The following is a 14,252-nucleotide window of genomic DNA, read 5'->3' as shown; positions in this document are numbered from 1 at the left end:
GAAGGCTAAAACGATTTATTGCTTGATACTGACCTGCGCGGCATTACTCACCGCTTGTCAGGAGGATTTTCTGGATAGAAAGCCGGATGATCAGCTGGATGCAGAGCAGGTTTTTACACGTTATAACAAGGTTAATCAGTTGGTAACAGATTTATACGACAACGTGAAGGGATCTAACAGTCCGTTGGTATTCTTTAATCACTTTTCGTCTGCCCCTGTTACTGACGAGGCGGAAGGCTCGACGGCAGAAGGGAGTCTTACCAATAAATTTAACAACGGCGACTGGAGTCCGAGCGCTATGCCCGACCGAAGCAGCAAGGGTCAGTATTGGTGGGATTTGTATGCACGGATCAGAAAAGCCAATGTGATTTTGGAAGGTGTGAAAAAGTACAATACGCCGGATAATCCTTTGCAAGCCGGAGATTTGCAGAAAAGAAAGGGCGAAACATATTTTATGAGGGCTTATCTGCATTACTTGGCGGCACGGATGTATGGCGAAGTTGTGTATATCAACAGAACCATTCAGCCGACGGACCCAATGGATTTCAAGCAGGAATCTTTTCACGCAATCGCGGCTAAGGTTATCCAGGATTGTGATTCAGCCATGGCATTGGTGCCGGCAACATGGGGTGGTTCCGATTTTGGAAGAATCGACAAAGGAGCTTGTCTGGGCCTGAAAGCTATTATTTCCTGGATGGCTGCTACACCCATGTGGAATGGCGGTGCATTTCCCAATGATACACGTCAGTTTAAAGCTGAATATGCTTATAACCAGTCACGCTGGATTGCTGCGAGGGATGCCGCCAAAGCAGTGATGGAATATAAGGCCGACGGGGCACAAAGGTTCAGTCTTTATACAGGACATGATGGGTCCGATTTTAAAGATGATGCGGGTACAAATAACAATAATTCAAAGGTGTATGCACGGCTTTGGGATTTGTATCATAACATGGAGGCGTTTCAAAAGGAGGCGGTTTTTCTGGTGACACGGGATAAAGATAACAACTGGCAGGGAGATATTTATCCGCCAAGCTGGGGAGGTAGTTCACGGCAAATGCCGGTTCAGGAGCAGGTTGACGAATATGAATACATCGCGCCGGATGGTTTTGGTTATCCTGTTTACAGTTCTCGCGCTAAAACAGATGGTTATGACGATGCCAATCCATATGAAAGCGTAAAAAGAGATCCGCGTTTTTACAGAGATATCATTTACCACGGTTCGACATTTAAAGGAAAAGTAATCAATACGGCAACCGGTGCCGACAGGGTGGGCGCTACAAACTCTTCTACCACCGGATACTTTTTGAGAAAAATTCTTAGAGAATCATGGAACAGGGATAAAAGCTTTGCTATCAGCGGGCCACCGGTATGGCGTCTACCTGAATTTATCTACATCTATTGTGAAGCTGTCAACGAAACGGCCGGTCCCAATGCTGAGATTTATGAACTGATCAATCAGGTCCGCAAGCGTTCTTTTATGGCACCAATTCCCACGGCAGCCAGCGCCGACAAAGCACTGATGGATGAGTATATCAAACGTGAAAGACGTGTTGAGTTGTTTTATGAAAATAACAGGATCTGGGGTACAAGGTTATATCTGGATGCCAGTTCTCCAAAAGAATTAGCGAAAGAACAAGCGTGGCAGTCCGCAGGAAGTACAAACGACGACCGCTCGCAGAAAGCCTGGCCTTATCCGAAAAGTCAGAGAATGATTAATGGCATGAGGCCAGTTGAAGATCCGGATGGAAAGATCGTCGTCGACGGTAAAAAATACAAAATGAAGCGTTTTTTTGTAGAAAGCAGGGTTTTTCAGGCACCCCGACATTATCTTTTCCCAATCATGCAGGATGAGCTTCAGAGGACACCAACGCTGATTCAAAATCCAGGCTGGTAAATATCGATCTAAACCATCTGGGACATATTTGATATTCTGAACAAATATCGGTTACCTGAGCAGTCGTTCGGTGTCTAAAAGACTGTTGAATATTTTCTTAGGTGAAACTAATATGTCTTAGATGGTTTAACTCATTTACCTCATGCTGACAAAAAAGTATTTGAATGAGCTGGAATATCAGCTTACCGGCGCGATCATCGATGTGCACAAACATCTTGGCCCTGGCCTTTTGGAGAGTGTTTACCAGAAATGTCTTGCTCATGAATTACGGTTGAGAAACATGGTGTTTTCTTCCGAACATCATATTGACGTGATCTATAAGGAATTTCATTTGGATACCGCCCTGCGTGTTGATTTTTATATCAACAACTGCCTGGTTATCGAAGTAAAAGCAGTTGACTCCATTTTGCCTATTCACGAAGCGCAAATTCTTACCTACATGAAGTTATTAAAGGCGCCAAAGGGACTTTTGATAAATTTTAATTGCACAAACATTATCCAAACCGGTAAGAAACCATACGTCAACGAATTCTATCGCGACCTTGATTGAGAAAATATTAGTTTTAGCTACCACCTTAGACATATGAGATTCACCTTAGGTTGCCTTATATGTCTTAGGTGGTAGATAAAATAGGTCAGTTTGACTTAATTGTTTACACAGAAAACATACAAAACTGAGGTGAACCTAATATGTCTCAGGTGGTAGAAAAATATTTTGTAAATAACCGTTACTCCTTCAAACCTTTGATGTAAGCGATGGTTTGTGGCACTTGTTTCATGAAAGAAGGGCTTTCGTCCTCGATGAAATAGTGTTTGATACCAGCTTTTTTGGCTGCTTTCAAAACACCTGGAATATCGATTGACCCGGTTCCGAGCGCGACATCATTTTCCACCGGCGTTCCGCCAGATAAATCTCCTTTTACCCCTTTGCGTAAATCTTTTAGGTGCATCAGTTTCCAGCGGTTTCCATACTTGTTTAACAATGCTACCGGATCCTGGCCTGGAAATGCGGTCCAGAGCACGTCCATTTCGAAAGACACGTATTTCGGATCCGTATTTTTAACAATATAATCGAAAAGTGTTCCTCCCTCGTATGGCACAAACTCATAACCGTGGTTGTGATAACAAAGCGTAATCCCACTTTCTTTCAGGATTTTGCCTGCCTTATTAAAATCTTCAACGGCTTTTTTCGCAGTTGCGATATTGAAATTGCCTTTTTCATGCGGAATCCAGGCGACCATCACGAAGTTTGCGCCAAGGATTTTTGCATTATCAATCGTTTCCTGCGGATTTTTTATCAGTGCCTCATATCCCGCTCCGATCGACGGCATTTTGATATTCCTTTTGTCCAGTTGCTTTCTGAGTTCCTCGGCAGACATACCTTTTTGAGGACCGCCTTCGAGCTCGGTTATTCCAAAGGCCTGTATTGAATCGAGTGTCGCTTCAATTCCCTTCGGAAAACTGGATCTGAAAGTATAAGCCTGGGCACCGATAGGCTTTGTATATAACGGCTTGCCCGATTGAGCAAAAGAAGCGCTGTGTGCCAGTGCCAAAGCGATCAAAATCTTGGAAAAGCAGGAGATTTTATTCATTTCTTCTATGTCTAAATGATTAAATGCACCGATTCATACTAAGGTCCACAAAATTGGGGATTCGTCGTATTGGTCGGGAAAATGTAATGAAAATGATAAAAGAAATTACTACTACAAAAATACTGCAATTAGTCTTGCCTAATCCTGGTCGATAATCTGACAGAATTAAGTTACTGAAAGTTAATTAGCTGATATGCTGCATTGTTTTCGAATGATCGGAAGAATAAGTTGCTGGCTGTTTTTTTATGAAACGTCGAAATAATTCTTAGTCTGAGAAAAAATATTCTTTCCGTGTAAATTTTTTTTATTGAAATATATAAATAAAAAATATCATATAAATAATCGAATCAGATACCCGATTTATTCTCTAATCATTAATGTATAGGATATAATGTATAAAGTAATATTTAACGAATAAAATATTGTAAAAATAACTGTTGTGGCAAATTATATATTAGTTAATTAATTTTTTTAAGAAGTTTGTATTAGTAATATCTTTATTTAAATTTAGTTTTCAGTGCAGTGACATTTCTACCTAACTAACTATTTTGAATGAAGAAAATTTTACTCCTGAGCATACTATGCGTATGCTCTTGCTCATCCTTTCTATGGGCGCAAGACAGACAAGTAACAGGTGTGGTTACCTTTGCTGATGACGAATCGCCGCTTCCGGGTGTCAACATTTTGGTTGGCGGAACCAATGTGGGTACTACCACAGACATGGACGGAACCTACAAAATCTCGGTTCCAAACAAAGGAAAGTTAGTTTTTAGTTTTGTTGGTATGATTTCCCAGGAAATTACAATTAGCAGCGCTTCTGTTATTGACGTAAAACTGGTTTCGGATGCGCGTATCCTGAGCGAAGTAGTTGTCACGGGTAGCGGGGTTGCCACCACCAAAGCGAAACTTGGTATCGCGGTGGAGAGTATTTCAGCTAAAAACCTTCCGCAGACGCCAACAGCTTCTATTGATCAGGCTTTGATCGGAAAGATTCCCGGTGCTCAGATTTCCTCAGTTTCCGGTAACCCGGGCGATCCCGTGAATATTGTCCTGCGGGGTATCAACACGGTTCAGGGAGGTACGCAGCCTTTGATTATGGTTGATGGTGTACAGCTTGCAGGCACTGATATCAACTCGCTTGATCTTAGTAATGTGGAAAGAATTGAAGTTGTACAGGGAGCTGCATCCGCTGCCATTTATGGTGCCCAGGGTGCCAATGGCGTAATTCAGATCTTTACAAAAAAAGGGAAAAAAGGGGCTCTCGCTGTAAATTTTTCAACCAGTTATTCCTTTAACACATTTTTGAACAACGGTGATGTACACAAAGCGAAGCTCCATCCTTATTTGACGGACGCAAACAACAATATCATCAATTCAGCTGGGAAAATACTGGATTACAATGATATCGGTTCCATCGAGGGTATATCTTATACGTATGGAGGCGCTACCCGTTATGCGATTCAGGATATCCGGAATGTTGCGGATAAACCCTACAATGCCAATTTCCGGTATTACGATCACTTCAAGCAGGTATTCAAAACAGGTACAACATTTAATAACAGCCTTAGTCTTTCCGGTGGCTCCGATAAAAGCGACTTCGCGATATCTGCGGCCAACAATCACACGGTGAGTCCGGTAATGAAAAACGGCTCGGTGGACAGAAGTAATCTTTCGGTAAATGTTGGTACAGAGTTATTTAAAGGGTTTAAAATTCGCTCAACGACGCAGCTGGTTTATACGAAAAATAATCTGGTGCCAGGTTTAGGTGGTGCCGGTGGCGAGGATTACGGAAAGGGCACTGCCCTGGGTACGCACGGTGGGGTTTACAGTTTCCTTAACACGTCTCCGTTTTTTGATCTGACAAGAAAAAATGCGGATGGCTCTTATCCGGGTTATCAAACCGCAGACTTTTTAAGTATCAACGCGGGTAACCCTTTTTATCGCCAGACTTATGCATCCAGTATAGATCATAAAATTGATGTTATTCAGAATTTTGACGCCAGTTACAACATCAACAGATTCTTGGAGCTGAATGCTAAATATGGCATCAATTACCGTACTGAAAACGCAAGATGGACTTATAAAAACCAGTCTGAAAATGCCAATTCTGTTTATTACGACAACTGGGTTGGAACAAATGCACCGGATTTATTGGGAGAAATTGATGACTGGTCGTATAGCTCTGTTTTTCAAAACTTTTTGGCGACCGCTTATGTGAGAACAGATTTTGAAAAGGATTTCCACATTAAATTACCTATTCAGACAAGCACGCAGGTGTCGTTTGACTATCGTAATAAAATGTACAAGGAATATAATACTTACGGTGTAGGTTTATCATTATCGCCTCCTACCAACATTTCGGCGACATCTTCACAGGCCGTTGCGAGAGATTACAAAGAACCTTTTGTAACATATGGATATTTGATCAATCAGAAAATTGACTTCGGAGATTATGGTGGAATCACGGCAGGTTTCAGAAGTGACTGGTCGTCGGCATTTGGTGGCGGTTCAAAACCATTTACCTTCCCTCACTTTGATGGTCACATTCTTCCGTTTTCTTTCCTTACTAATTCGGCGCTGACCGACGCAGTACCGTATTTTAAACTTCGTGCGGCTTATGGTGAGGCGGGTATCCAGCCTGGTGCTTTTGACAGATATCCTGTTATTGGTCAGCAAAATCTGGGTTCGTCACTTATTTACACAATACCGACAGCTCCCAAAAACCCGAACCTGCAAGTGGAGGTTTCAAAGGAGTTTGAAGTGGGGACAGATTTTACCGTCAGTGCATTCAATGAAAGTCCATGGCTCAACAGCATCAACGGATCCTTTACTTATTGGAAACGCAAGAGCGAGAATGTGATTTATACTGTTAGCGTCGCGCCTTCGAGTGGCTCAACAGGCCAGTTGACCAATGCGATCGATATGTCGTCCAACGGTGTTCAGTTTTCGTTAAATCTTCCTGTTTATAACTCCAAAAATTTCAAGTGGGATTTCACAACCAACTTCGGACATCAGATTTCCAAAATTGATGCAGTGGCGGGCGGTGTTGATATCATCACAAATTCGGGAGCGGGTGATGCCGCTTTGGTTTTAACGGGCGGTCAGCAGATCGGACAGATCTATGGTTATAAAGCCATGACAAGTCTCGATTTTCAACGTAAGGATGGTACACGTTATATCAGTGAAGCAAATGCTGCCAACTATGAAATTGTTGATGGTCGTGTGGTGGATAAACGAACATATCAGATACAGTTCACCGACGAGAAATATGCGCTGGCCAATCCTAATCCAAAGTTCAACGCCTCGTTTATCAACTCTTTTACGATCAAAAATTTTATCACATTTGGTTTCCAGTTTGACTGGGTTTACAAAAGCCATCTTTACAACCAGACAAAGGAGTGGATGTATCGTGACGGGATAAGCGGCGATTTTGAAAAACCGGTAACCATTGATGGTAAAACCGGCGCTTATTCGGCGTATTGGTCAAGTGCTTATTACGGACTTTGGGGTAGTTTGCGCGGATCAGGAAACAATGCTACGAAAGACTTTTTCCTTGAAGATGCCTCTTTTATGAGATTAAGAAACTTATCGCTTGCATTTGATTTTGCCAAACTTTTCCACATGCCCCGCATCAGCAAATGCCAGCTGGTATTCACAGGCAGAAACATTCTGACTTTTACCAATTATTCAGGATATGATCCGGAGGTAAGTTCGGGATCGGTAAACTCTTCATTCGACAGGGGAGTGGATCACAGTACTTTACCTAATACAAAGTCATATCAGGTTGGTTTGAATATCGGATTTTAAGTATTGCCGGAGTTAATGATTGCGGATAGCATGATTTAAAATGTAAACACAGGATTCAGCAGAAGGAAATGAGAAGTTCTGCTTTTTGTCAACTTTTAAATTGGAAAAAATGATAATCAGAAATAAAGATAAATTTGTTCAGATAGCTTTGGCAGCGACGCTTGCTTTCGGAAGTTTTAGCTGTAAAGATAAACTGGACGTTGGAAACCCTAATGCGCCACAGATAGATCTGAACGTGAACACAGAGTCTGGGCTTGTGTCACTTGCGCAGGGAGGTGTTTATATCAACGGTTTTTACAACGGAGACGGCTGGTTAGGGAACAGTTATTTCTCTCTGCCATGGGGATACAACGAACTGCTTGCCGACAATCTGGGTGCGGATGCTTCCAATAACCAGATCACCACGATTGGTGTGCCTAATTATATTATTATGGACGACGGTACGAAAGTATCCAATGCTTCTCCGTCAATCGGAATTATCCGTTCGTACAATACACGTGCTTCCACGGGTGCGGGAAATAATCCGATATATTATCAATGGCTGAATATGTATGCCCTTAACAATGCCTGTAACAATGTGCTGAGCCTTGTTGATAACATAAAATTTTCGGGCGATCAGGCATCGAAAGCGGCTACTGTGAAAGCCTGGTGTTACTGGTGGAAGGCCTATGCCTACGCTTCAATCGGTTCCATGTATTATTCGGGACTGATCATTGATGAAGTACAGCCGGTTGGAACCAAAAATCCCAACTACGTACTGCACGACGCAATCCTGGCCAAATCAGATGAATATTTCAAACTGGCTTCCACTACGATTGACGCAGTTTCCAGTGAATCTGACTACGAAGCAATTTTAGGAGAATTGATTCCAGAATTCAACCAGGTTGGAAATGGCGGTGTCCCTACCAAAGCAATGTGGAAGAGGAATATCAATACCATGCTTGCCCGGAATATTTTGCTGAACAAGTTATCTCCGTTTGTAAAAGGTAACCCGGCTGCCACGATTTCCAAATCATCGACATCGAACATGACAACCGCTGACTGGAACAATGTGCTGACACTTTCGAAGGCTGGTATTCAAAAAGGGGATATTGTATTTACAGGGAGAAGTACCTCAAATAACTATTTTTTCTCTGCAACAGGCGGTACAGCTGCGGCTTTAACAACCGGTGTTAACACGAGTTCTACCTTTAAGATCAGCGAGCGGTTTATCCAGAATTTTAAAACAGGAGACAAAAGGTTTACAAATAACTTCGGAACCGCTACAACCTACAAAAACAACTTTACCTTCACGACGCGCTATAACGTTATCGACGGTGGTGCGGGAGCAGCGGGTGTTTATGTTTATGGCAACAAAACTGTCGGTGCCTATGAGCTTTACATTGCGGGAAGTTATGAGGAAAATACCCTGATGCTGGCGGAGGCAAGTATGCGTTTGGGTGATATTGAAACCGGCCTTGGTTATGTAGATGCCGTGCGTACCTACATGGGCGCTGGCCTTACAGCAGTTGCCGGTACGGGTTTAAGTCTGGCAGATGCGTTGACTGAACTTGTCAAGGAAAGAAGAGTTGCACTTATTTACAGAGGTTTGTCTTTCTACGATAACAGGAGATGGGGCTGGACGTACGACATTGCCAATGGTGGCGGAAGTTATGGAAATACTATCGTGACCTCAGCTGGTGTTGTTAATAAAAACGTTACAATCAACTATAACTTCCTTGATTATTGGGATGTGCCTGCCGATGAATCTGAGTTGAATCCATCGACCGGTGCAGCTACGAAAAACCCGAATTTTTAACAATCTGAAAAGATGTCACATTGTTTATAGTCAAATACTTGACAGGAAGGTGGGAAACTGCCTTCCTGTCTTATTTTTACAGATCATTAACCGAAAACCTATACCGATGAAAAGAAGCAATTTAGGAATACTGGCTTTGCTGAGTTTAAATGTTTTTACAGTCTATGGACAAGCAGCAGTCACCAAAGAACAAAAGGAAGTGATTGCCGGCCTGGATAAGAAAAAAGATCATTACGGAGATGTGTCGAAACAGATATGGGATCTGGCGGAAGTGGGCTATAAAGAGTACAAAAGTTCAGCAATCCTGAAAGATGAGTTGAAAAAGGAGGGGTTTACAATGGAGGAAGGCGTTGCCGGAATTCCTACGGCCTTTGTGGCGACTTATGGTCAAGGAAAACCGGTGATCAGCATTTTGGCCGAGTATGACGCATTGCCAGGTATGGCTCAGGAAGCTGTTCCTGAACGCAAGGTTATTGAAGGGCAAAAGGCGGGTCATGCTTGCGGCCATCATCTGTTTGGAACGGGCTCTGTTGCGGCTGCTATTGCGGTAAAAGACTGGTTGAAACAAAATGGAAAAACGGGTACGATCAAATTGATGGGCTGTCCTGCGGAGGAAGGTGGGTCGGGAAAAGTATACATGGTCAGGGAAGGTGTATTTAAGGACTCGGATATCGTTTTGCACTGGCATCCAAGCGATCATAATTCAGCGAATCCGTCGTCGTCGCTGGCCAATGTCTCGGCAAAATTCCGTTTTTACGGTGTCGCGGCACATGCTGCGGGCGCACCGGAACGTGGCCGTTCCGCTTTGGATGGTGTAGAATCAATGAACTATATGGTCAACATGATGCGGGAGCATATACCACAGGAGACTCGGATCCATTATGTAATTACCCGTGGCGGTGAAGCACCCAACGTAGTGCCGGCTTTTGCCGAGGTGTATTATTACGCCCGTCATAAAAACCGTGACGTGGTACGGGACGTCTGGTCAAGAATTGTTGAAGCTTCAAAAGGAGCTGCCATGGGCACTGGAACGACGGTGGAAATGGAAGTCACCGGCGGTGCTTATGACTTATTACCAATCGAGTCGCTTTCCCGTGTTATGTATAGGAATCTGGAAGCTGTTGGCGGTGTTAAATATACACCCGAGGAAATCGCTTTCTCCGAAAAAATTATCTCCACACTGCCGGCATCTACCGAGACAAAACCTAAGTACAGCGATGCTGAAATGATTCCTCCTTTTTCAACAAAAGTAGAGGGAATGGGAGGTTCAACAGATGTGGGCGATGTGAGCTGGGCAGTTCCAACTGTGGGACTGGGAACGGCAACATGGGTCCCGGGCACGCCTGCACATAGCTGGCAGGCAGTTGCAGCCGGGGGTACTGAAATCGGGAAAAAAGGGATGATGGTAGCGTCGAAAACGCTTGCGCTGACAGCCATTGACTTCTTCAAAGACCCGGCTTTAATCGAAAAAGCACATGCTGATTGGGTCAAAGCAAAAGGTCCCAATTTTAAATATGAAGCGATGGTGGGAGATCGGAAACCCGCATTGGNAATCGGGAAAAAAGGGATGATGGTAGCGTCGAAAACGCTTGCGCTGACAGCCATTGACTTCTTCAAAGACCCGGCTTTAATCGAAAAAGCACATGCTGATTGGGTCAAAGCAAAAGGTCCCAATTTTAAATATGAAGCGATGGTGGGAGATCGGAAACCCGCATTGGATTACAGGAATTAATAAGGGGGCATCGGCTTTCGGCGGTCAGCTGTCGGCAAAATGGCGATGGGACATTTTGGCCTAAAAATTACCATCGGAAGCCGACGATTTAAGTGGACATCGGCTTTCGGCGGTCAGCTGTCGGAAAAAAGGGGTGATGAGACATTTTGCCCTAAAAATTACCATCGGAAGTAGATAGTTTAAGCTGACATCGGCTTTCGGCGGTAAGCTGTCGGCTAAAATGGTGATGGGACATTTTGGCCTAAAAATTCACCATCGAAAGCCGATGATTTAAGTGGACATCGGCTTTCGGCGGTCAGCTGTCGGCAAAATGGCGATGGGACATTTTGGCCTAAAAATTGACCATCGAAAGCCGATGATTTTACATTGACATCAAACTCATTCCGGCAACCCAGCTGATAGCCGACTGCCGATGTCCCCCCGCTCAATATCCGTCTGCCTTAATCTGCTTTTCAGACACTTCTCCGTACTTTTTAACCTGTTCTTTTATTTCAGAAGATTTTCCTACCATTACAAATTGTAGTTTGTCTTTCGGGAAATATTGTTCGATAATTGATTTGGCCTGAGCCGTGGTCAATCCATCCACTTTTGCCTGAAAGGTATTGATGAAGTTTTCATCAAAATTGTAAATGAACATATCCGTTAATAAACCCGCGAGCGCGCCGGAAGACTCATAATCAGGAGGAAAATCACCCTTTACATACGCTTTTGCCGAAGCCAGAACCTTATCATCGATCCCGGTTTTATGTAAACTGTCCAGAACATCCAGCGCCATATCAACGGCAGGTACCGTGGTGGAATTTTTCGTAAAGGTGCTGATCACAAAGGTACCTGCCATTTTATAACGGCTAAACCGGCTGCTTGCACCATACGTAAGGCCCGAGTTGACACGGAGTGCATCGTTTAACCAGGAAGTAAACCTGCCGCCCAAAACCGTATTGACAACCAGAACAGGAATATAATCCGGAGAGCTGTAAGGAATTCCTTTGCCTCCGATATAAAACGTTGTTTCGCGGGCATCGTCTTTGTTAACCAGCAAAACCCGGCTTTTGTCAAAATTAAGTTCAGGAACTGCACGTTTGATCATTCTTGCTTCGGCAGTTTTCCAGTCACCAAAAAGGGCTGTGATCCTTTTTTTCATATCAGCCGTTTTGAAATCACCTGCGACAGCGATCGCACCTTTACCGCTTGTGTAATTGCCTTGATAAAACTTTTTCACATCCTGAACGGTGATCTTATCGACAGTAGACTTTGTCCCGCCTGTTGGTGTGGCATAAGGATGTTTATCAAATACAAATCCGTTGAAATAATTACCGATAACGCTGCGCGGGCTTTCCTTGGCTTGCGCAAGTTCCAGCAAAGTACGCTGCTTGTGCTTGTCAAATTCAGTTGCGTCAAAAACAGGGTACATAATAACCTGCTGTATTACGTCAAAAAGTTTATCCTGATCTTTCACTGCAAACGAGGACCGCACACTTGCACCCTCCTTACCTGCCATGGTTGACAGGTTGGCACCCACATAATCCGTTATCTCTTCAATCTGCGACTTTGTGTATTTCTGTGTGCCAAAAACAACCGCATCGGCCGTTAAGGCAGCCAGGCCATATTGGTCGCCATCATTAATGGATCCGGCGTCGAATACAGCCGAAACATTAATCAAAGGCACCTCATGCTGTTCCATCAGGTAGACAGTCAGTCCGTTTTTGAGTTTGAATTTTTCGTATTTCGGTACTTTGAAATTATTCTGCGCCGATGCAGACAAGGTTGTCAGGGCCAGGAGCAAAAGAAGTATATTTTTCATCTTTGAATTTTTAAGTCTTGGATTAACTGAAAAAGAACTGGAATCGCGGCTAAGATTTTTTCTCAGGCAGCAGGTAACCTACCGTTCTGTTTCTTTCAGTAAAATATTTGGCTGCCACACGTTTGATATCCTCTATCGTGACTTTTTCGTACAATTTCGGCGCGTCAAACATTTTGCGGTAATCGCCAAAAAATACGTCATAGGTGCCCATACTGTTGGCCTTTCCATTGATCGTTTCCATGCTCCGGTAAAACTCCATCAGCTTCTGGTTTTTTACTTTTTGAAGCTCGGTATCGGTTACTCCGCTTTTTATGACGGCATCAATTTGCGCCAGAATGGATTTTTCAAGATCACCGGCAGAAATATTATCCCCCGCGATGGCATAAACGTTAAACAAACCGGGATCAAAATCCTCACTCATGAAAGTATATACCTGCGACGCAATGGTTGTGTCCATCACCAGCGATTTAACTAGTCTCGAAGAATTCCCCGAAGTCAGTAGGCTGCTTAACAAATCAAGTGCATAATAATCTTCATGACCCGTTTGCGGCGTATGGTATGACAGCAACACGTTTGGAGTCGTGATATCTTTGTAAGCGTTAACCCGGCGTTCTCCGTTTTGCTCCGGTTCAACCGTCCGCAATTTTGGAGGTAATCCTCTGGCCGGGATTGGCGCCATATATTGGTCAGCAAACTTTTTTACCTGATCCACCGTAATATCGCCAACGACAACGACAGTCGCGTTGTTGGGCGAATAATAGGTTTTGAAATAATTTTCCAGATCACTTTGCGTCCAGCTTTTGATATCGGATTCAAATCCGATCACCGGGAACATATAAGGGTGTTCCTGAAAAGCAACCGACTGTACCAATTCGCTTAACATGCGGTAATTGCTGTTTTCCAAACCGGTACTGCGCTCCGATAGTACAACGCCGCGCTCGCTCTCAACCATTTTCGGGTCAATGGTTAAGTCGGCAATCCGATCCGATTCCAGCTTGAAAATTGTTTCCAGTGCATCTTTCTGAAACCAGTCTGTATAAACGGTCACATTTTCGCTGGTATAAGCGTTGTTTGACCCACCGTTTGCTTCCATAACCCGGTCAAATTGTTTGGGACCATAATTTTTGGAGCCGTTGAACATCATGTGTTCAAAAAAATGGGATAAGCCGGTAATGCCATGCACTTCATTTCGGGATCCAACTTTCCAGAACAGATACATATTGGCGTTAGGAATGGAATGATCTTCCAACACCAGAAATTTCATGCCGTTTGCAAGGATAAATGTCTTTACGTCCTCGGGCTTGCTTTGGGCATTGGACAAACCAATACCAGCCATCATCGCCGCTCCGAACAATAGTTTACGTAGCCTCATATAGGAGTCAAATTTTTTGTTTTTGTAATAATAACCAAAAAACTGAAACGGGAATCAGCAATTTGATGAATGGTAATGAAAAGTCGTCTCAATCCCTGTGAAACGACAAATACTTCGTGTGTTAACCCACTTTTTACGTACGACATAGCCGGATTTGGAATATTTATCGGTTTGGATAAAATAAATATTCAAAGGCCTGTTACCAAAGCAAGGTTAGTACGTCTGTAATGTTAATGTGCTGTCTTTTAATAAAAAG

At 43.5% G+C, this 14,252-nt stretch carries 7 protein-coding genes and 1 pseudogene; 5 read left to right on the top strand and 3 right to left on the bottom strand.

Features of this window, described 5'->3' with window-relative positions; genetic code table 11:
• Positions 1-22 precede the first annotated feature (22 nt).
• Together M1L62_RS19045 and M1L62_RS19040 are read left to right on the top strand one after the other, a co-directional pair.
• Positions 23-1,894 carry a RagB/SusD family nutrient uptake outer membrane protein gene (locus M1L62_RS19045; RefSeq protein ID WP_254561210.1) on the top strand — a complete coding sequence of 624 codons (1,872 nt, stop codon included), beginning with the start codon at positions 23-25 and terminating at the stop codon, positions 1,892-1,894.
• A gap of 142 nt (positions 1,895-2,036) precedes the next feature.
• Positions 2,037-2,444 (top strand): GxxExxY protein, encoded by a 408-nt coding sequence (locus M1L62_RS19040; RefSeq protein ID WP_254561209.1) that lies wholly within the window; start codon positions 2,037-2,039, stop codon positions 2,442-2,444.
• A gap of 178 nt (positions 2,445-2,622) precedes the next feature.
• Here the strand turns inward: M1L62_RS19040 and M1L62_RS19035 are convergent, their stop codons facing one another.
• Positions 2,623-3,486 (bottom strand): sugar phosphate isomerase/epimerase family protein, encoded by an 864-nt coding sequence (locus M1L62_RS19035; protein ID WP_254561208.1) that lies wholly within the window; start codon positions 3,484-3,486, stop codon positions 2,623-2,625.
• 552 nt (positions 3,487-4,038) lie between these two features.
• On the opposite strand from M1L62_RS19035, the gene M1L62_RS19030 reads away from it, so the two are divergent.
• The 3 genes and pseudogenes from M1L62_RS19030 to M1L62_RS19020 form a co-directional block, all read left to right on the top strand.
• Positions 4,039-7,293, top strand: coding sequence for a SusC/RagA family TonB-linked outer membrane protein (locus tag M1L62_RS19030; RefSeq protein ID WP_254561207.1), 3,255 nt, complete (start codon positions 4,039-4,041; stop codon positions 7,291-7,293).
• Positions 7,294-7,402: 109 nt separating this feature from the next.
• On the top strand, positions 7,403-9,091 hold the full coding sequence (locus tag M1L62_RS19025) for a RagB/SusD family nutrient uptake outer membrane protein (RefSeq protein WP_254561206.1): 1,689 nt from the start codon (positions 7,403-7,405) through the stop codon (positions 9,089-9,091).
• A 106-nt stretch (positions 9,092-9,197) separates the two neighbouring features.
• Positions 9,198-10,652 (top strand): annotated as a pseudogene (locus M1L62_RS19020) (M20 family metallopeptidase); the annotation flags it as partial.
• A gap of 595 nt (positions 10,653-11,247) precedes the next feature.
• On the opposite strand, the gene M1L62_RS19015 reads toward M1L62_RS19020, so the two are convergent.
• Together M1L62_RS19015 and M1L62_RS19010 are read right to left on the bottom strand one after the other, a co-directional pair.
• The gene (locus tag M1L62_RS19015) at positions 11,248-12,624 is read right to left on the bottom strand and encodes a M16 family metallopeptidase (RefSeq protein WP_254561204.1); all 1,377 of its coding nucleotides are present in this window, start codon (positions 12,622-12,624) and stop codon (positions 11,248-11,250) included.
• 49 nt (positions 12,625-12,673) lie between these two features.
• A complete protein-coding gene (locus M1L62_RS19010) occupies positions 12,674-13,996 on the bottom strand; it encodes a M16 family metallopeptidase (RefSeq protein WP_254561203.1) in 1,323 nt (440 codons plus the stop codon).
• Between the last annotated feature and the right edge of the window lie 256 nt (positions 13,997-14,252).

It is taken from the genome of Dyadobacter diqingensis (assembly GCF_024220585.1).
GTDB lineage: Bacteria > Bacteroidota > Bacteroidia > Cytophagales > Spirosomataceae > Dyadobacter > Dyadobacter diqingensis.
This window is presented reverse-complemented; position numbering and strand designations above follow the sequence as displayed.